Annotated in this window: 19 protein-coding genes; 6 read left to right on the top strand and 13 right to left on the bottom strand. The window is 60.6% G+C overall.

Features of this window, described 5'->3' with window-relative positions:
- Positions 1-17: 17 nt before the first annotated feature.
- The 13 genes from AF71_RS19125 to ybgC all read right to left on the bottom strand — a co-directional run bounded on the left by AF71_RS19125 (position 18) and on the right by ybgC (position 14668).
- Entirely contained in the window at positions 18-1196 is a 1179-nt protein-coding gene (locus tag AF71_RS19125) for a phosphoserine transaminase (protein WP_018859218.1), read from the bottom strand.
- Between the two features lie 141 nt (positions 1197-1337).
- The gene (locus AF71_RS19120; RefSeq protein ID WP_112646141.1) at positions 1338-2150 is read right to left on the bottom strand and encodes an outer membrane protein; all 813 of its coding nucleotides are present in this window, start codon (positions 2148-2150) and stop codon (positions 1338-1340) included.
- 179 nt (positions 2151-2329) lie between these two features.
- Positions 2330-3097 (bottom strand): outer membrane protein, encoded by a 768-nt coding sequence (locus AF71_RS19115; RefSeq protein ID WP_018859216.1) that lies wholly within the window; start codon positions 3095-3097, stop codon positions 2330-2332.
- Positions 3098-3278: 181 nt separating this feature from the next.
- Positions 3279-4631, bottom strand: a complete 1353-nt coding sequence (glmM, locus tag AF71_RS19110; RefSeq protein WP_112661269.1) for a phosphoglucosamine mutase — start codon at positions 4629-4631, stop codon at positions 3279-3281.
- A gap of 237 nt (positions 4632-4868) precedes the next feature.
- On the bottom strand, positions 4869-6800 hold the full coding sequence (gene ftsH / locus AF71_RS19105; RefSeq protein ID WP_025660918.1) for an ATP-dependent zinc metalloprotease FtsH: 1932 nt from the start codon (positions 6798-6800) through the stop codon (positions 4869-4871).
- Between the two features lie 98 nt (positions 6801-6898).
- Positions 6899-8224: a tRNA lysidine(34) synthetase TilS gene (gene tilS / locus AF71_RS19100; RefSeq protein ID WP_169682614.1), complete on the bottom strand. Its 1326-nt coding sequence runs from the start codon at positions 8222-8224 to the stop codon at positions 6899-6901.
- A 12-nt stretch (positions 8225-8236) separates the two neighbouring features.
- Entirely contained in the window at positions 8237-9238 is a 1002-nt protein-coding gene (ybgF, locus tag AF71_RS19095) for a tol-pal system protein YbgF (protein ID WP_026372052.1), read from the bottom strand.
- 160 nt (positions 9239-9398) lie between these two features.
- Complete coding sequence (pal, locus tag AF71_RS19090) at positions 9399-9929, bottom strand: peptidoglycan-associated lipoprotein Pal (RefSeq protein ID WP_007802639.1); 531 nt, start codon at positions 9927-9929, stop codon at positions 9399-9401.
- Positions 9930-10085: 156 nt separating this feature from the next.
- Positions 10086-11396, bottom strand: coding sequence for a Tol-Pal system beta propeller repeat protein TolB (gene tolB, locus AF71_RS19085; RefSeq protein WP_018859210.1), 1311 nt, complete (start codon positions 11394-11396; stop codon positions 10086-10088).
- Positions 11397-11418: 22 nt separating this feature from the next.
- On the bottom strand, positions 11419-12549 hold the full coding sequence (locus tag AF71_RS19080) for a cell envelope integrity protein TolA (RefSeq protein ID WP_018859209.1): 1131 nt from the start codon (positions 12547-12549) through the stop codon (positions 11419-11421).
- A gap of 8 nt (positions 12550-12557) precedes the next feature.
- Positions 12558-13013, bottom strand: coding sequence for a protein TolR (tolR, locus tag AF71_RS19075; RefSeq protein WP_025660914.1), 456 nt, complete (start codon positions 13011-13013; stop codon positions 12558-12560).
- 29 nt (positions 13014-13042) lie between these two features.
- Positions 13043-13762, bottom strand: coding sequence for a protein TolQ (tolQ, locus tag AF71_RS19070; RefSeq protein WP_016557208.1), 720 nt, complete (start codon positions 13760-13762; stop codon positions 13043-13045).
- Between the two features lie 441 nt (positions 13763-14203).
- Positions 14204-14668: a tol-pal system-associated acyl-CoA thioesterase gene (gene ybgC, locus AF71_RS19065; protein ID WP_112646151.1), complete on the bottom strand. Its 465-nt coding sequence runs from the start codon at positions 14666-14668 to the stop codon at positions 14204-14206.
- Positions 14669-14787: 119 nt separating this feature from the next.
- Here ybgC and AF71_RS19060 point away from each other — a divergent pair, with 119 nt between their 5' ends.
- The 6 genes from AF71_RS19060 to AF71_RS19035 all read left to right on the top strand — a co-directional run bounded on the left by AF71_RS19060 (position 14788) and on the right by AF71_RS19035 (position 20015).
- Positions 14788-16008: an NAD-dependent epimerase/dehydratase family protein gene (locus tag AF71_RS19060; protein WP_113471092.1), complete on the top strand. Its 1221-nt coding sequence runs from the start codon at positions 14788-14790 to the stop codon at positions 16006-16008.
- Positions 16005-16826 (top strand): glycosyltransferase, encoded by an 822-nt coding sequence (locus tag AF71_RS19055; RefSeq protein ID WP_169682612.1) that lies wholly within the window; start codon positions 16005-16007, stop codon positions 16824-16826. The genes AF71_RS19060 and AF71_RS19055 overlap by 4 nt, the downstream gene beginning before the upstream one ends.
- Positions 16823-17707, top strand: coding sequence for an NAD(P)-dependent oxidoreductase (locus AF71_RS19050; protein ID WP_018859204.1), 885 nt, complete (start codon positions 16823-16825; stop codon positions 17705-17707). Before AF71_RS19055 ends, AF71_RS19050 begins: the two co-directional genes overlap by 4 nt.
- Before the next feature lie 65 nt (positions 17708-17772).
- A complete protein-coding gene (locus AF71_RS19045) occupies positions 17773-18504 on the top strand; it encodes a hypothetical protein (RefSeq protein WP_169682610.1) in 732 nt (243 codons plus the stop codon).
- A gap of 96 nt (positions 18505-18600) precedes the next feature.
- A complete protein-coding gene (locus AF71_RS19040; RefSeq protein WP_169682660.1) occupies positions 18601-19188 on the top strand; it encodes a 5-formyltetrahydrofolate cyclo-ligase in 588 nt (195 codons plus the stop codon).
- A gap of 2 nt (positions 19189-19190) precedes the next feature.
- Positions 19191-20015: a TIGR00282 family metallophosphoesterase gene (locus tag AF71_RS19035; RefSeq protein WP_169682608.1), complete on the top strand. Its 825-nt coding sequence runs from the start codon at positions 19191-19193 to the stop codon at positions 20013-20015.
- Positions 20016-20116 lie beyond the last annotated feature (101 nt).

Genomic DNA, 20116 nt, shown 5'->3' with positions numbered 1-20116 from the left:
AGCCGGATGCTATCAGCTCAGGCAGCAGCCTGGGAAAGCGTCGCCTTCTGGGTCGCGAACGCCCAGGAGAGCCACGGCATCAGCTTCTGCATGTCGGCAGTCTCGATCGTGGCACCTGCCCAGATGCGCAGGCCCGACGGTGCATCGCGATAGTGGCCGATGTCATAGGCGACACCTTCCTTGTCGAGCAGGCTGACGACGCCCTTGGCGAAGTTCGCCTGACCATCGGCGTCGAGCGCCAGAACGTCCTTGTCGACGATCTTCAGGCAGACGGACGTGTTGGATGCCGTCTCCGGCTTCACCGCCAGGTTGGCGATCCAGTCGTTGGCAGCAACGAAGTCCGCGATTACCTTGGCGTTGGCATCGGCGCGGGCCATCAGGGCCTTGAGGCCGCCGACTTCCTTCGACCAGAGCAGTGCATCGATATAGTCCTCGACGCAGAGCATAGACGGCGTGTTGATGGTCTCGCCGCTGAAGATGCCTTCGATCAGCTTGCCACCCGAAGTCATGCGGAAGATCTTCGGCAGTGGCCAGGCCGGCGCGTAGGTGAGCAGACGCTCGACAGCGCGCGGAGACAGGATGATGACGCCATGTGCGCCCTCGCCGCCCAGAACCTTCTGCCAGGAGAAGGTGACAACATCGAGCTTGGCGAAGTCGAGATTCTGTGCGAAAGCGGCCGAGGTGGCGTCGCAGATCGTCAGACCCTTGCGATCAGCCGGAATGAAATCGGCGTTCGGAACGCGAACCCCGGAGGTGGTGCCGTTCCAGGTGAAGACCACGTCGCGGTCGAAATCGATGGTGGAAAGATCCGGCAGCTCGCCGTAGCCAGCTTCGATCTTGCGGACGTCTTTCAGCTTCAGCTGCTTGACGACGTCGGTAACCCAACCAGCGCCGAAGCTTTCCCAGGCGACCATGTCGACGCCGCGCTCACCGAGCAACGACCAGAGGGCCATTTCGACGGCGCCAGTGTCGGAAGCAGGAACGATACCGATGCGGTAATCCGCCGGCACTTCCAGAACGTCACGGGTGAGATCAATGGCCTGCTTGAGCTTCGTCTTTCCGATCTTCGCGCGGTGCGAACGGCCAAGAGCCGCATCGGAGAGGGCTTCGAGCGACCAACCGGGGCGCTTCGAGCAAGGGCCAGAGGAAAAATGAGTATTGTTCGGACGTACGTCCGGCTTTGCGGTCTTCGCCATGTGCTATCCTTCCAGATAGATAGCTCCTCGTTGGGGAGGAGTGTCCCGCCGCCGTCGTTATAGGGCGGTGGGATCGAAGTCAAGCAGCCGCTGTCGCTAGGAGAGAGATTTTTAGCGTATGCGCGTCATTGCGCCGCGGACTTACCAGCCAGCGATCCGCAAGCCGACACGGATTTCGTATCGCGTCAGTCCGTCGTCGCGACCGCTTGATCCCGAAGGACCCGTAAACATGCTGCCGCCGGCAATGTCGGAGAAGCGGTAGCCGACATCGATCTTGATGGTATCCGTGACCTCATAGCTGAGGCCGGCCATCAGCGCATAAGTGAAGCGCCAGCTGCTTTCGCCATTGAGTTCTTGCTGGGAGAACGCCGCTCCCGAGCAGGTCGAAGCACCATCCGTGCACGCGGGTTGCGCATGCACGTTCCCCCATTTTACATTGGTCGCCCCGATCCCGGCACCGACATAAGGGGTGAAACCGGCAATCGTCGCGAGGTCGGCATAGCCGTTCGCCATCACGCCATAGGCCCGAAGATCGCCGCGCGCACCGAAGGCGCAGCCGGTTCCGACGGCTGCGGATGCAGCACAAGGCAAATCGGTGCGGGCTGTGCCGGTGAACTTGCTTTTGAAAAAGTCGCCCGTGAAGTCGGCGCGCCAGATGTCGGTGAATTGATAGCCGATACCGGCACCGCCTGAGATCGGCCTGGAAAAACGTGCCGGATCGAATTCGCCGCCAGCAGTGGCGCCCCCTGCGTCAGTAAAGCGGTAGGCCGGCGCTTCGTTTCCTGTCCACGGCGCATAGCCAAGATCACCGCGAAGATACCAGCCCCTTGCCGATGCATCGCCGGCAATGGTGACCTCGGGTGCCTGCGTAATCGGGGGTTCCTCCGCCATCGCCGGACCGCCGAACAGAGCGAAGCTTGCCGCCGTGGCGCGGATGATGGTGGACGATTTCATTGCAATTCCCGACCGGGCAGAGAAATGCCCGCATGACTGACCATCCGGGCATTATTCCAACCAGATGCTAACGCGCGGTTAACTATGTTTGTTAACTTCGATCGGGGACGGGGAGAAACGAAAAAGGCGGCCCTGACGGCGGCCTTGAAGTCGAAGCGCTCGCAACAATGGGGTGTCGGCTATTGCAGCGAATAGCGCAGGCCGAGTTTGAAATCGTGCGAGGTAATGTTGTCGAAGTGCATCGGGCCGGTGTTCACCGTGTTGTCGTAGGAACGGAGCGGGCCGGTTTTTGCGTCGCCAAGATCGACGTAGCTATAGCCAAAATCGACGGTGAGGCGATCTGTCACTTGATAGCCGATACCGGCATGGAGCGCCCAAGCAAAGTTCCAAGTGGATTCACTGTCACCATAAGCAACGCCTTGGGTCGGGACGTTGACATCCCTGAACCGAGAGATCGTGTTGCGTGAGGCACCGATGCCGGCGCCGACATAAGGCGTAATACCTTCCCATGTGCCGATGTCGACATAGGCATTCGCCATCAACAGCCATTCCGATTTGGCAGCATCGTAGTCATTCGTACCATCCCAGACGGGTCCCGTCGCATCGGTATGACCGTAACGATCGAGCGCGGAAAAATCGGTCTTGCCGCGATACTGAACGATCGCATCGCCGCGGAGCCACTGGTTAAATTGATAACCGACGCCCAACCCACCGAGCAGGCCACTGTCAAATGAGCCCTCATCCGGAAATTCGTGGAGTTCCACGTCGTCAAACAATTCGTGCTGCATACTGCCAAGACGCTGGTTAGTCATGCCCAAGTCCCCGCGCAGGTACCATCCGCCGAAGGCGGGAGGGGGCGGAGGAGCCGGATCGACATAAAGATCGGCAGCGAGAACCGGGCCACCTGCCGTCAACGCCGCAGCCAGGGCAATCAAAAATCTCTTCATAGTATGCTCCAGAAACAATCGATGCCCGGGCGTGCGTCATTCGACCACGCCCGGCTTTTATTCATCCCGGAGTCTTACAAATTAGAGTTAATGTCAGATTAAATTCAGAAAATCTTTAGCATGATCTTGCGCACATGGCCGGACGCCGAAACAATGCCCGCCATGTTCACAAATACGGACGTCACGCGGCGTCGCGCGCACCACCGATTATACCAACCAGATCATTGACGATGCGTTCGATCTGGCCGCGGTCATCGCCTTCAGCCATGACCCGGATCAGCGGTTCGGTGCCGGACGGGCGGATAACAAGGCGGCCGCTATGACCGAGCTCGGCTTCTGCATCGGCGATTGCCTTCCGCACACGGGCGTCTTCAAGCGGCTTGCCGCCGGAAATGCGCACATTGCGAAGGAGCTGCGGCACTGGCTCGAAGCGGCGGCAAACTTCGCTCACCGTCTTGCCGGTCCGCTTGACCGCAGCAAGGATCTGCAATGCGGCCACTAGACCGTCGCCCGTCGTACCGTAGTCCGACAGCACGATGTGACCGGACTGCTCGCCACCGACGTTGTAGTTGTGCTGGCGCATGTGCTCGACGACATAGCGGTCACCGACCATCGTGCGTACGAGGCCGAGGCCCTTATCCTCGAGGAAGCGCTCCAGCCCGAGATTCGACATCACCGTCGCAACGATACCGCCGCCGCGAAGCTGCTGGCTTTCGGCAAAGCTCTCGGCAATGACAGCCATCAGCTGGTCGCCGTCGACAACAGCGCCGTTCTCATCGATGATGATCACGCGATCGGCGTCGCCGTCGAGCGCAATGCCGATATCGGCACGGACTTCATCGACCTTCTTCTGCAGAGCAACCGGGCTGGTCGAGCCGCAATTGAGATTGATGTTCGTGCCGTTCGGCTCGTTGCCGATGGTCACGACGTCGGCGCCGAGTTCCCAGAGAACAGCGGGCGCCACCTTGTAGGCGGCTCCGTTTGCGCAGTCGATCGCGATCCTTAAGCCTTGTAGCGTGACGTCACGCGGCAGCGTGCGCTTGGCATGCTCGATATAGCGGTCGTGCACGCCGTCAACACGCTTGGCGCGGCCGATGTCGTCGGCTTTGGCAAGCTGCGTCGAGAGATCCTTTTCAAGCAGATCCTCGATCTGCGATTCCAGATCGTCCGACAGCTTATAGCCATCTGGCCCGAATAGCTTGATGCCGTTGTCCTGGTAGGGATTGTGGGACGCCGAGATCATGACGCCGATGTCGGCGCGCAAGGACCGCGTCAGCATCGCCACGGCTGGCGTCGGGATAGGACCGAGAACAAAGGCATCGACGCCCGCAGCAGTGAAGCCTGCGACCATCGCGTTTTCGAGCATATAACCAGAAAGGCGGGTGTCCTTGCCTATGACAACGCGATGACGGTGGTTGCCTCGGCGAAAGATCGTTCCGACTGCAATCCCGACCCGCATCGCAAGGTCGGGTGTCATTGGGAACACATTGGATTGACCGCGAATACCGTCTGTACCGAAATAGCGTCTTTTCATATGCACCCCTGTGCCTTAGCGCGCCTTCAGGCTGCGCATTATTACTTGCAAAAATCACGTCGCCACGGGCGAATGTCGTTACAAGAGCTTCGAGTGAAGCCTCCCTATGTCACCGGCATGACATAAATCGCTGTCACCATCACGTAAATTCGCGAGAAAACCCATTACATCGCGTTACCGACGCGAAAGGCCGGAGTCCAGACTAGACCCCGGCCTTTCAGACATTCTCAAGATAAATCAATGCGGCTGCGGCTCTAGGCCGGCTTCAGGCTCGTCACCCTTAGCCACCGGTCGGCTACCGGTCTTCGGAACGGCCGAGCCGCGGCTGGGCGGCGCGTCGTCGCCGAGATCGCGCGAAGGCTTTTCGCCGCGAATCAGCGCCTTGATTTCCTCGCCCGTCAACGTCTCGTATTCGAGCAATCCTTCGGCCAGCGCGACGAACTCGTCATGCTTGTCGGTGAGGATATCGCGGGCCTGGGTATAGGCCTCGTCGATCAGGCGGCGAACTTCGTTGTCGATCTTCTGGGCGGTGGCCTCGGAGACGTTCTTCGACTGCGAAACAGAGTGGCCGAGGAAGACCTCCTGCTGGTTCTCGCCGTAGGCCACCTGGCCGAGCTCGTCGGAGAAGCCCCATTGGGTGACCATCGCACGAGCAAGCTTGGTGGCTTGCTCGATGTCTGAGGATGCACCCGATGTGATGTTCTCCTTGCCGAAAGTCAGCTCCTCAGCAACGCGGCCGCCCATCATGATGCAGAGGCGCGAGACCATCCACTTGTAGCTCATCGAGTAGCGGTCACCCTCGGGGAGCTGCATGACCATGCCAAGCGCACGGCCCCGGGGGATGATGGTTGCCTTGTGCAGCGGATCGGCGACCGCCACATTGAGTGCGGTGATCGCATGACCGGCTTCGTGATAGGCCGTGAGCTTCTTTTCAGCCTCGGTCATCGCCGAAGAGCGGCGCTCGGCGCCCATCATGATCTTGTCCTTGGCGTCCTCGAATTCCTGCATGGTCACGACGCGCTTGTTGCGGCGCGCAGCCATCAAGGCAGCTTCGTTAACGAGGTTCATCAGATCCGCGCCGGAGAAGCCGGGCGTACCGCGAGCCAGAACCTTGAGATCGACGTTCGGTGCCAGCGGAACGTTGCGGGCATGAACCTTCAGGATACGCTCGCGACCGACGATGTCGGGGTTCGGCACGACCACTTGGCGGTCGAAGCGGCCCGGACGCAGAAGTGCGGGATCGAGAACATCAGGGCGGTTCGTCGCCGCGATCAGGATGATGCCCTCGTTTGCTTCGAAGCCATCCATCTCGACCAGCAACTGGTTCAGCGTCTGCTCACGTTCATCGTTACCGCCGCCGAGACCGGCGCCGCGATGGCGACCGACAGCGTCGATTTCGTCGATGAAGATGATGCAGGGCGCATTCTTCTTGGCCTGTTCGAACATGTCGCGGACACGGCTTGCGCCGACGCCGACGAACATTTCGACGAAGTCGGAGCCCGAGATCGTGAAGAACGGCACATTGGCCTCGCCTGCAACAGAGCGGGCGAGCAGCGTCTTGCCGGTGCCCGGAGGGCCAACCAACAGAACGCCACGCGGAATTTTGCCGCCGAGGCGCTGGAATTTCTGCGGATCACGCAGGAATTCGACAATTTCCTCAAGGTCTTGCTTGGCCTCGTCGACGCCTGCGACGTCATCGAAGGTCACCCGGCCATGAGCTTCGGTCAGAAGCTTGGCCTTGGATTTGCCGAAGCCCATCGCACCGCGTGAGCCTCCCTGCATCTGCCGCATGAAGAAGAGCCAGACGCCCAGTATCAACAGCATCGGCAACAGCGTACCGATATAGCTCAGGAAGCCCGAAGAGCCATCGGTTTCCGGGCGCGCCGAAACGAGGACGTTCTTCTGCTGGAGGCGATCGAGCAGGCTGCCGTCAACAACAGGCGTATAGGTCTGGAAGGTGGTGCCGTTTTCAACATAGGTGCCGGTGACGCGGTTGCCCGTGACGACGACTTCCTTGACGCGGCCCGCATCCACTTCCCGCAGGAACTGCGAGTAAGGGATCTCGCGGGAGCTGGTCTGCGCCGGCGACGTCTGGAACATGCTGAACAGGGCAATCAGCAGAAGCGCAATGATTGCCCACAAGGCGAAATTACGTAAGTTAGGGTTCATCGAACTCCCCAGCACTGGAACAGCCACCTCATGGCGACCGTCTTATTTGGTCTCTAACATAGGATTGCCTTGGGTGAATGCCAAGGAAAACTGGACTGTTAGATAGATTTTCCGTCAATAAGACCTAAAGGCGGTTTTGGATAGGGGCGCGTTCCAAAGGCAGCCGCAAGCCTGTCGGCAAAGATGAAGTCAAATCGTGTCAAAAAACGGTCGAACGGCGAGAAATAGGGACTGATCCTGACTTTCTCGGCAACACGAGAGGGAACTTCGGACCCAGCAGCGTCGACGACGCATGGCGCCGCTGACCGGGCCTGCCTGAGCACGCCCCTCGGTAGCCGGTCGCTCTGCATCTCAGCTCCGCCGGCAACGACGCCGATCTCCGTCGGGGCTGCATTTTCAACGAGGAACCGCCTGTCCCAGACGCCGCGCGCGCCCGGCGCAAGCGTCAACGGCAGGATCCCACGGTTTTCACGAACGAGAAAAAGCCCGTCGCGCCGAAGGTCAAACACTACCCTGCCCGCGGTCATCCGATTTGGCTGATCGCTTTTGATAAGCGCTAGAACATCGTCCGTCTGCTTGCGTCCGAGCGGGAACGCCTGCCCGCCGAAAACCGCAGCAAGGCGCGCAATGGCATAATCAAGAATGCCCCTCTCCGCGGTGAGTCCGGCCGGGAGTACCTGGCCGACCAAGGGAGAATGCAGAACGAAATGCTGATCCAGCCATCTAGCCGCCGAAGCGGCGACGCTCGTGCGCAAGTCACCGGCCTCGCCCGCATCCGGGACGGCATCCGCCTCTTCGGCGAGGCGGGATCGCATCCGCACACGTTCATAGTTCGGGTCATCATTGCTTGGGTCGTCGATCCAGCCGACATGTCTTGTGCGAAGATATTCGCGGATCGCCTCTCGCCGACAGCTAAGCAGCGGTCGGGCAACCCAAATACGGCGATCAAAGAGCACGAGATCGGCGATGCCGGTGCTTGGCTGTTCTGAGCGCTCCCACCGCATGGCGAGCGTCTCGCGCTGATCGTCTGCCGTATGCGCGGTTACAACGATGTCGGCGTTGAAGTTCTCGGCGGCTTCGGCAAGCAGCGCGTAGCGGGCGTCGCGCGCAGCCGCCATGAGGCCGGCCTTGGGCTTTTCGCCCTGCCAGACTTTAACGACGTGCGGGATATCGAGCGACCCGCAGAGGGCAGCAACCTGGCGCGCCTCTTCGGCCGATTCTGTCCGCAGTGCATGATCCACTGTAACAGCGCAAAGAGAGATTTTCGAGTTGGGTACAGCCTTGCTCGCTTCGACAAGAGCCAAAAGCAGGCCTGTTGAATCGCTTCCGCCCGAAGTCGCAACAAGGATGCGCGAGGGCCCGATCAGCGAGTCAAGGAAACGGCGCGCTGCCGTCTCAGGTAGAAGGGGGCCATCCGGGCGCAAAACCGGAAGGCCCTAGCAGGCGAGACGCTTTTGCTCGCTGGCAACCTTGGTTATCACGGCACGCGAAGCCTTGGGGTAACGCTTCGAGACTTCCCGCAGCGTGGCGCATGCGGTTTCCGTATTGTCGAGCGCCGCAAGCGACATGCCCAGCTTGAGAAGCATTTCCGGCGCCTTTTCGGAGCTGCCATACTTCTTGTGAGCATCGAGGAACGTCTTGGCGGCCTCATTGTACTTGCCCTGCGAGTAGAGCGCTTCGCCAAGCCAGAAATTGGCATCCGCCGCGCGTGCGCTGCTCGGGTATTGAGCGATGTACTGGGTGAACTCCTGCTCGGCCGTCGAATAGTCCCCGGAAAGCACGTGGCCGTAGGCGGCCTTGTACTGGTCGGCTTCGCTGCCGAGCGAGGCCGTCTGCGACGAACGGCCGGAATCGACGCCAGGAACCGGGCCGGATCCGACCGTGGCATTCTCGTTGACCGAGCCTCCGACCGGATTGCCGCTCTGGTCGAACTGCATCGAACCGAGCTGCTTCGGCGGCTGGCCGAGACCATCATTTGCCGGAACGTCGGTCGAGGGAGCCGTTTCGGCTCCCTGCGGTGCTTGGATTACGCGGGCGACATCGTCACCACCGCTCCGGCCCTGCGCCGGAGGAGGCACATCGGCTTCGCTCTTTTTCATCGTCTTGGAGCTGCTGCCGGCACTACTGCCGCCGCCCTTTTCCAGCTCCTGGAAGCGGAATTCGTTGTCTTCCTGCGCCTTGCGGATCGTTTCCTGCATCTGCAGGAGCTGGAAGCTCATCTCTTCGATGCGGCCGTTCAGCTGGCGCAGCTGTTCTTCCAGCTGCTGGATGCGAACCTCAGGGCCGCCCGCCTGCACGTTTACAACCGGTGCCTGCGGTTGCCGATTGGCAGCCTTGCCGCCGATCTGCCACCCGAAAAGCGACGTCGCATTCGCCGATTGGCCCGCCCCGGCCACGGCCGCGAGGCACAGCATGCCCGCAACGACAAATTTCTTCATATGGTTTGTCCTGTCCCTGTGATTCTTCGCACCCATTGGCACGAACAGGAGATTTTTCCAATTGCTTTCAAAAAGCAACGGAAACTGGCCAAAGTGTGTTCAAAAAGAAAAGGCGGCCCGCGTTGGAGCCGCCTTTCGAAATTGTAATATTTCCCAGCAATTACATGCCGGCGCCACCGAGAACTGTAACGGCCCGGCGGTTCTGCGACCAGCAGGAAATATCGTCGCAGACGGCAACCGGGCGTTCCTTGCCGTAGGAGATCGTCTTCATGCGCTGTGCCGGAACGCCGCGCGAAGCAAGGTAATCCTTGGTGGCCGCTGCACGGCGAGCGCCGAGAGCAAGGTTGTATTCGCGCGTGCCGCGTTCGTCGGCGTGGCCTTCGATGGTGATCGCGTACTTCGGATAGCGGGCAAGCCACTGAGCCTGGCGGTCGAGGGTCTGGGAAGCGTCCGCGCGGATCGAGGTGGAGTCGGTGTCGAAGAAGATACGATCGCCGACGTTGACGGTGAAGTCCTGTGCAGAACCGGGCGTTGCGGCGCCGGCACCGAGGCCCAGGTCACCAGCGCTGTTCGCCATGTTCTTCTTGTTGGCGCAACCGGCCAAGGCAAGACCGGCGACAAGCGCGATCATGACGGGGTTACGGGCGAAATTCTGCATGCGGCTCATTGCCGGGGTGTGAATTCGGCTCATGGCCGGTCTCCTTGCGACTTGATTAAGGTTGCCGGACTGTAACCTCGTTGGGTTAATCGGCATTCAAGAATTATGGTTAACAGATGGTTGATTTGTCCCTCAGTCGCCCCAATCAGGGATTTTTGCGGCGACAAAAAGGCACATCCACAGGCTTTCCTACTCGAGAAGCGGCGACCAGGCCGGGTCCGAAGCGAAGTTCGGCGTCTTGATGAGCTGCTCGTTGTAGCCCGTCAGATCGATCGAGTAGAGCTGCGGACCGCCGGCACCAGCTGCCTGGCGGAAGAACATGATAACGCGGCCGTTCGGCGCCCAGGTCGGGCCCTCGTTGTGGAAGCCCGTCGTCAGGATGCGTTCACCCGAACCATCCGGCTTCATGACGCCGATCGAGAACTTGCCGCCCGACTGCTTGGTGAAGGCGATCAGATCGCCGCGCGGAGACCAGACCGGCGTCGAGTAGTTGCCGTCTCCGAAGGAGATACGGGTTTGGCCGGAGCCATCGGCATTCATCACGTAGATCTGCTGGTGGCCGCCACGGTCGCTTTCGAAGACGATGCGGTTGCCATCAGGCGAATAGGACGGCGAGGTATCGATCGCAGCAGTGGACGTCAGGCGCGTCGTGGTGCGCGAACGCAGGTCCATCGTGTAGATGTTTGCGTTGCCTTCCTGCTGAAGGCTCATGACGACTTTCTGTCCGTCAGGCGAGAAGCGCGGCGAGAAGGTCATGCCCGGAAAGTTGCCGACCACTTCGCGCTGTCCAGTTTCCAGTTGCAGCAGGTAAACCCGCGGCTGCTGGTTGGCGAAGGACATGTAGGTGACTTCCTGGCGGTTCGGCGAGAAGCGCGGCGTCAGCACGAGATCGCTGCCGTTCGTCAGCATGCGCACGTTGTAGCCGTCCTGGTCCATGATGGCGAGCTGGCGCTTGCGCTCCTGCTTCGTGCCGGACTCGGATACGAAGACGACGCGCGTATCGAAGTAGCCCTCTTCGCCGGTGATCTGCTTGTAGATCGCATCGGCGATAATATGGGCAACGCGACGCCAGTTCTCAGGCTGGGTGTAGAACTGCTGGCCCGTCATCTGCGTGCCGGCAAATGTATCCCAAAGGCGGAACTCGGCGCGCAGGCGCCCGTCGCTTTCCTGCGTCACGCGACCGGTAACGAGGGCCTGCGCATTGATGACCTTCCAATCTTCGAAGCGCGGAGCGGCATCCGGGTTGGAGATCTTCTCGATGAAGGCGTTCTTGTTGATCGGCGCAAAGAGGCCGGAGCGCTGAAGGTCGGCGGCAACCACTTGCGACACCTGGGCGCCCATGTCGCCTTGCAGGAAATCGGTGATCGCGATCGGCAGTGGCTCGACATTGCCCTTGTTGATGTTGATTTCGACAAGCGCGTTGGCCGGCGTGGCGACAACCGCAGTGGTTATCATGCCGACGGCGACCATCAAGGCGCGAATGAGGGAACACTTGGTCATGGAGGACAAGCCTTTCAGCATTTTAAAGTGCTAGATCGCTGGGATCGAAGTTGACGATAACTTCGCCCCAGGCGTCATATTTGTCTTTCGGGAGATTGGTGAAGGGCGACGACTTCATCACGGCACGCTTGGCACCGCTTGCCAACGCCATGCGCGTCGCCTCGTTGGTGCCGCCAACCGCTTCGACCTCGGGTGAGCCGATGATGTTACCGTCAGGGTCCAGCTTCATGTGGACCTTGATGCGAACGTCGCTAGCACCTTCCATCCCCGGGATAACCGACCAGTTGCCGGCGATCGCGCTACGCAGCGCATCCATCTCGCTCATCGAGAGCTTGGAGCCACCGGTGGCCTTCTTGGCACCGAGCGAAGCAACCTCGGTCGAACTTTTGGCTCCGCCATTCGACGGGTCCTGCTTGTTCAGCAGCGCCGCGATATCGTCGGCGTTGAAGTCGCTCTGCTTAGAGGAGGCGGACTTCGCTTTCTCCTGCTTCTTGTCGGCCTTCTTCTTGTCCGTCGGCTTTTCGTCCGCCTTCGCCTGATCCTCGGTCTTTTTCTCCGGGGGCTTTTCGGCCGGCTTCTGTTCCGGCGGCTTGGCTTGCGGCTTCACGACCGGAGTCGGAACCTTGTCCGGCAGCGCCTCGGCGTCCGGCTTCGGTGGCTCCGGCTGTTCCTGTGGCGTTTCCTCTGGCTTTGGCGGCGTCGGCGGGGTGATTTCCGGCTTCGGCGGCGTAATGGACGCGACCTGCTTCGGCTCGACGTCCGTCTCCTCCTTCATTATCTCCTTCACCTCGTTGGGGACGGGATCATTCTGAGGAAGAGGCTTTTCGACGGCCTTAGGGGCAGCAGCGCTCTCGTTATTGCTGGGCTTGGCGTTCGGGACCGGCGGCGCCTTGAGGTCGACCTTGTTCTCGCCCATGTTCTCGGCGTTTTCGACATTGGTCGGCTTGGCCGTCGGCTTCGGCGCCGGCTTTTCACTCGGCTTGGCCGTCTTGTCGCCCTGCTGCATCTGCGTCATTTCTTCGACGGGCACGAGGTCGACGGGCATCGCCTCGAAATCCTCGACCTTGAACTGCTCCGGGGAGCCGATCGAGATCAGCGCCCAGGCAAGCAGTGCACAGTGCAGAGCCGCAGATGTGACGATACTGGCCTTCATAGCGTTCGCTATTGGTCCTTCTTCTGCTGCGTCACGAGGCCGATGTTCTTGTAGCCAGCACCCTGGATGCGAGCCATGACGTCGGCGATCACGCCATAGGGCGCGGTCGCGTCGCCGCGAACGAAGATGCGTTCATTGTAGCCCGTCGTTGCGATCGCCTCGAGCTTCGCGGCAATCTCTTCGACCGGGATCGGTGTTTCCTGCAGGAACACCTGGCCGTCGTTCTTCACCGAGATCGTGATCGGCTGCGTTTCGGAATTCAGCGCCTTGGCCTGTGTTTCCGGCAAGTCGACGGGCACGCCGACCGTCATCATCGGTGCTGCCACCATGAAGATGATCAAAAGCACCAGCATGACGTCGACGAGCGGCGTCACGTTGATTTCGGAGATGGCACCACCTCTGTGGCCACCGCGACGACGACCACCGCGACCACCGCCGCTACCGCCACCGCTTGGAGCACCCATACCCATATCGTTGACTCCGTTCCCGTCGATTACTGCGCGGCCTGGCGCGGCTGCAGTTTTTCGTCGATCTGGCGCGAAAGGATGGCGGAGAATTCATCCGCGAAGCCTTCCATACGGCCCGAAAGCTTGCCGGCGTCGGCAGTGAACTTGTTGTAGGCGATAACGGCCGGGATAGCGGCAACAAGGCCAATTGCGGTTGCAAGCAGCGCTTCGGCGATACCGGGAGCAACGACCGCGAGGTTCGTCGACTTCGAGCCGGCGATTGCCTGGAACGAGGTCATGATACCGACGACCGTACCGAAGAGGCCGATGAACGGGCCGGCCGAACCGATCGTTGCCAGCGAGCCGAGACGGGCGGAGAGAAATTCGGATTCACGCGCCAGCGTAACGTCCATGGCGCGGTCGATACGCATCTGCAGACCGATCGGGGAGCGCGCACCGCGCTCAAACGACTTCTTCCATTCGCGCATCGCCGCAACGAAGATCGCGGCAAGGCCGGTGTTGTTGCGCTCCGATAGCGTGCGATAGAGCTCTTCCAGCGACTGGCCCGACCAGAACACCTGCTCGAACTTCTCGAACTGGCGCCGTGCGCGACCATACGCCAGATACTTGTCGATGACGATCGCCCAGGTCCAGACCGAGGCTGCGATGAGCCCGAGCATGACCAGCTTGACGACGAGACCTGCCTGCATAAACAGCGACCAGAGGCTGACGTCGGCCGTTGCTGCTGCCAATCCTACTTGTTCCATTGATCCAAAATCCCCGAATCCAAACGCCCGGCACTTGACCGGGCGGCACAAAGTGATCTCGCAAGAAGTGTCTGGCGGCCGCCGCCCAAAGCCCTGGTCAAGCTTCCAAGCTCTTATCCGCCTTCCTTGCCGTCAAATTTGGTCAAAGGAAGGCGTGCACCGCACAAACTCTGACAATCCGAGTAAGACACTATTATGGTTAACAGATCGTTAGCGCCGGATCATGACAGCGAAACTATCGGCGAAAGATTTATCCCTTGGATTACTTGGTCAGATCTAGCTCGATGACCACAACAGCGCATATCTTCCAGCGCGCGAATTCCTTCACACAAAACTCATGTTTATGCAAGGCCGGAATCCCGTGTCTTTTCAGCGTTCGCGATCAACCCGGGCGAATCGCTGCACGCAAAGGATGTTGATCGCACTGCGCGCGGCAACGGCTCACGGCCCGCGGAGCGGCTTGCTGCCTTCGAGAAACTTCTCGGCAAGTGTCTCCGGCAGTCTTCGGGGCCTCGCATTGGCGTTAATGACGGCGATAATCACCTTGGCGGCGATCAGCAGCGTTTCGCCGCGCCGGATTTCCTGATTGAGGACCATCTTGGCGCCGCCTGCTCTTTCGGTGTGGGTCAGCACCGTCAGGATGTCATCCATCCGTGCCGGCTGCTTGAAGTCGATCTCCATGCGATGGACGACGAAGACAAGCCCCTCCTCGTCCGCATTGATAAGCTCTCGTTGCTCGACGCCGAGGCACCGGAGGTAATCTGTGCGGCCGCGCTCGAGGAAGTGCAGGTAGCGGGCATGGTAGACGAGGCCGGAAAAATCCGTGTCCTCGTAATAAACCCGCTGCAGGAGCCGGTGACCCGTTTCCGTGAGTTCACCCGAAATCGAAAAACCGTTGTCCGCCATAATTTTCTCCAAAGCCACGCGCCCTCTTTGGCGGAAGACTTTCCGCCTTGCAAGCATTGAACAATTGTCACGCTTCCTAAGTAATTTTTGACAGAGACATTCAAGCAGGAGACACCGCGATGAAGATTGCAGTGATGGGCGGGGACGGATTCATCGGCTGGCCGACATCATTGCATCTTTCGGACGCGGGGCATGAGATCCATATCCTCGACAATCTTTCGCGGCGGTGGATCGACACCGAACTCGGGGTCCAGTCGCTGACCCCGATGGACTCGATCCAGGAGCGCACGCGCATCTGGCACGCCGAAACTGGCCGGCGCATTCATTTCAACCTGATCGACCTCGCCAAGGACTACGAGCTCCTGAAGAAGTGGCTCGCCGAGAACCGTCCGGATGCCGTCATTCACTTTGCCGAGCAGCGTGCCGCCCCCTACTCGATGAAGAGCGACCGCCACAAGAACTACACCGTCAACAACAACGTTAACGCCACCCACAACCTCCTGAATGCGCTTGTCGAACTCCAGCTCGACGCACATCTCATCCACCTCGGCACGATGGGCGTCTACGGCTATTCGACGGTCGGGGCGGCGATCCCCGAGGGGTATCTGCCCGTTGGCATCGAGACGGCGAGCGGCGAGACCGTCAGCCAGGAAATCCTCTATCCGTCCAATCCCAGCTCGATCTATCACATGACCAAATGCCTGGATCAGTTGCTTTTCCATTTCTACGCCAAGAACGACCGCCTGCGCATAACCGACCTGCACCAGGGAATCGTTTGGGGAACGCATACCGAGCAGACACGCCGGCACCCTCAACTCGTCAATCGCTTCGACTATGACGGCGACTACGGCACCGTGCTGAACCGCTTCCTCATCCAGGCGGCGATCGGCTATCCCCTGACCGTCCATGGCACCGGTGGCCAAACCCGCGCCTTCATCCATATCCAGGACTCGGTACGCTGCATCGAGCTTGCCTTGAACAACCCGCCTGCCCGCGGAGCCCGTGTCGAAATCTTCAACCAGATGACCGAAACGCATCGCGTGCGCGATCTCGCGGAAATGATCGCAAAGATGAGCGGCGCCGAAATTGCCTGGCTACCGAACCCGCGCAAGGAAGCACCGGAAAATGAACTCATCGTCAAGAACGAGAAATTTCGCCATCTCGGCCTCGATCCGATCACCCTCCAGGCAGGCCTTCTGAGCGAGATCGTCGATGTCGCCAAGAAATTTGCCTATCGCGTTGACCGGTCGCGCGTGCCTGCCGTTTCCGCTTGGACGAAGGACATTGCCGCCACGATCAACCATGATCCGGAAGGCAAGAGGCTGAAGTCCGTTTCATGAGTGAGCCCCAGCACGCCTATGTCACTCTCGTCACCAACGACGATTACGCCAAGGGTGCCAAGGCGCTTGCAACATCCTTGCGCCGAACCGCTACCCCAGCGGTCATCGTCGTCCTCCATACCGCGGGCGTTGACCAAGCCAGCCTCGACCCACTCCTAAAGCTCGACTGCCGCCTGGTGCCGGTCGAGCATCTGCCGCTGTCAGCCGAGTTCAATGAGCGTCATGCTCGATCCAATCTGCACGCCGCGGCTCCCTTCAGGAAAGGACGCAAGCCGGCGTTTCACTCGCCGCTCGACAATTTCTGCAAGCTGCGCCTCTGGCAGCTGACCGAATACACCAGTTGCGTCTTCATCGATGCCGATGCGATCGTGTTGCACAACATCGACAAGCTCTTCCGCTATCCCGAGTTTTCGGCCGCCCCGAACGTCTATGAATCCCTCGAGGACTTCCAGCGGCTGAACTCCGGCGTCTTCGTCGCGCAACCGTCTGAAGACACATTCCAACGCATGCTGGAGCGACTGGATCAGCCGGGAGTGTTCTGGAAGCGGACGGACCAGACCTTCCTGCAGGAATTTTTCCCGGATTGGCACGGCCTGCCGATCTATTTCAACATGCTCCAATATGTCTGGTTTACCATGCCCCAGCTTTGGGATTGGCACAGCATTTCCGTCCTGCACTACCAGTATGAGAAGCCGTGGGAGACGAATCATCCGAAGGTCGATAAACTGCGGCCGCTGATCGACCTTTGGCATGCATTCTATGCCGGCGATGACCTGCCGGATCTATCGACCATGGCGAACCCGGAAGAGGCAGCATGAAGGTATTGGTATCGGGGGGAACAGGTCTCGTCGGGCGCTATATCGTCGAAGAACTGCTCGCCGCCGGCTATACCGTGATCATCGGCGGCCGCCACGCTCCCCTGCCCCGCTTCTTTTCGAGACCGGTCGAGTTCGCCCCGCTCTCGCTCGATCCGGCGCACGATCATATCGAAGCCTTCGAGGACGCCTATTTCTTCGTGCACGCCGCCTTCCACCACCTGCCCGGCAAATACCGCGGCGGCGAGGGCGACGACCCGGAGACGTTCAAGCGCTTCAACCTCGACGGCAGCGTCCGGCTTTTCGAAGCAGCCAAACGCGCCGGCACGCGCCGCTGCGTTTTCATTTCCAGCCGCGCCGCCTACGGCGAGCACGCACCGGGAACCACACTGAAAGAGGGCATGCCCGACAAGCCCGAGACCCTCTACGGCCAGGTCAAGCTTGATGCCGAGCGCAGTCTCGCACACCTCGCGGCGCCCGTCTTCACAACGGCCAGCCTCCGATTGACCGGCGTCTATGGCGACCTCCGACCGAACAAATGGGACAGACTGATCGAAGATTACCTAGCCGGCCGCCACCTGCCATCACGCGCCGGAACCGAGGTCCACGGAAGAGACGTCGGCAAGGCCGTACGGCTCATGCTGGAAGCGGACGCCGCGCGTATCTCCGGCGAGACCTTCAACGTCTCCGATGTCACGCTGGATACCTGGGACATCCTGGAACACATTCGCTGGGAGCGCGATTGTGTGAACAGGCTCCCGCTTCCCGCCGACAAGGCGCAGCTTACGCCGATGGACACGGCGAAGATCCGTGCTCTCGGTTGGTCGCCGGGCGGCATGCCGCTGTTCAATGAAACGATCCATGCGCTCGCTACGCTTGCATAGGTGGCACAGGCCCACTCAAGCCTGAAGTTGCAGACTGCACCGGATAGTGCAATCCGGAGGATAGTATGCAAGTCGGTTCCGCATCAGCGCTCAACATCCTGCGCAACACCTATTCCGCCGACAATCTCAATATATCGGCCGACAGCACCAGCACGCGCCTGAAGATATTGCAGAATGCGGCAAAGGCACAGGAAAGCCTGCGCGAGAGCATGGCCACCTCGGCCGAAGCGGCGAAGGCCAGAGCGGCGCGCAAGCTTGAGGAAGCCAAGCAGCAACTCGAAATGCTGAAGAGCGGCGGCTACCCGCCGGAGGTCGTCGCCCGGCTTGCTGCCGAACTCGCTCACAAGATCAGCGCCGCTGCTGCGGAATTTGCCTCGGCTGTTGCGGCCAGCGCCACAAACATTGCTTCCACAGCCGATGCCTCTGTCGCAACTGAAGATACCGGAGCAGCCTCGGCAGACGCCACAGCTCACGCATCCGCCGCAGATGCAACGACGTCTTCGGATAGCACCGACACGAGCGCAACCGAGGCAGACGAACCCGACGGCGCAACGGCTGCGCGCAACGCCTACAAGAGCATCGTCGAAGACGGACAGCAGGCGTCCGTAGGCATCTCCGCCGAGGATCGCAAGACGATGGAAGAGTTCAAGGCCGTCCTGCAGGAGGTCCGGCAGTTGATGGACAAGGCCATGCGCGAACTGCGCGCAAGGACTGGTCAGCAGGCACTAGGCGCGAACGCCTATGCGTTTGAGGCACAGGCCGACGCCTCAACCGTACCGGCCAGCATCACGATTTGACCTGGTTGGCTCCGGTGGGTGGTCAAAGGTCGCATTGTCCCGTTGAAATGATCAGCAAGACCTTTATCGTCTGCTGAAAACAGCGCGATGGACCGTATGACCCCGAAAGAATTGAAAGCCGAAATGCGTGCCGGCCGGCTCGCTCTGCGCGACGCCATCCCGGAAGCCACCCGCATCGAGATGAGCCTGGCCATGGCCGAGCATGCCGGCGAGGCCGTCGCGTTCGATCCCGGCACCGTTGTTTCCGGCTTCCTGCCGATCCGCTCGGAGGCCGACATCCGGCCGCTTCTGGCGCGGTTCCAGGCGCGCGGAGCACGGCTTTGCGTGCCCGCCATCCTCGACAAGCAGACAATCGTGTTTCGCGAACTCGTGCCCGGTGTCCCTTTGGTCAGCACAGGCTTCGGCACCTCGGGACCGCCGGCGGACGCCGCCGTGCTCGATCCCGAAATCATGCTGGTTCCCCTCTCCGCCTTCGACAATCGCGGCCACCGCATCGGTTACGGTGCCGGCTATTATGACCGCGCCATCGACCGTTTGCGGCAAAAAGGCCTGCATCCCAAGCTGATCGGCATTGCATTCGACTGCCAGGAAGTGGCACATGTGCCCGACGAGCCGCACGATGTCAGCCTGGACGCCCTTCTGACGGAAAGCGGGCTGCGCTTTTTTGCCTCTTGGATTGGATAGCAATGCGACTGCTTTTTCTGGGTGACATGGTGGGTAAGACCGGACGCGCCGCCGTCTGGAACCGCCTCCCCGGCCTCATTTCTGACCTGAAGCTCGATTTCGTCGTCGTCAACGGCGAGAACGCCGCCGGCGGTTTTGGCATCACCGAGGATATCTTCCTCGAGACGATAAACGCCGGCGCCGATGTCGTCACGACGGGCAACCACGTCTGGGATCAGAAGGAAGCGGTCGCATTTGCCGGGCGTCACGACCAGTTCCTGCGACCGGCCAACTATCCGCAGGGCACGCCAGGCCGCGGCTCGGGGCTGTTCTACGCCCGCAACGGTGCACGCGTGCTGGTCGCAAATGTCATGGGTCGCGTCTTCATGCATCCCGAACTCGACGATCCCTTCAAGTCTGCAGAAGCGATCCTCGATGCCTGCCCGCTCAAGGAACAGGCCGATGCGATCATCTTCGACTTCCATGCCGAAGCGACAAGCGAGAAGCAGTGCTTCGGTCATTTCGTCGACGGCCGCGCCAGCTTCGTCGTCGGCACCCACACACATGTGCCGACCGCCGACCACCAGATCCTGAACGGTGGTACCGCCTACATGTCGGATGCCGGCATGTGCGGCGACTACGACTCCTCGCTCGGCATGGATAAGGAGGAGCCGCTGAACCGGTTCATCTCCAAGATGCCGAAGGGCCGCATGGAAGCAGCGACCGGCCCTGCCACCATCTGCGGTGTCGGCGTTGAGATCTCCGATGCGACCGGCCTGGCTGAAAAGATCGCTCCGCTGCGTCTCGGTCCCCGGCTTGCCGAGACTATTCCGGAGTTCTGGCGCTAGAGCCTTTCCCGCCATGACGCAAACGTGAGAAGCGACTCCGGATTTCAACTGGACCGCTGCTGCGCCTTGCCGCATCCTCCCGAGCCTATCCGTGAGAGCGC

Source organism: Rhizobium sp. 57MFTsu3.2 (assembly GCF_012932765.1).
In the GTDB taxonomy this organism is placed as follows: Bacteria; Pseudomonadota; Alphaproteobacteria; order Rhizobiales; family Rhizobiaceae; genus Rhizobium; species Rhizobium altiplani.
The sequence above is the reverse complement of the archived record's forward strand: the minus strand, read 5'-3'. Positions and strand labels throughout refer to the sequence as shown.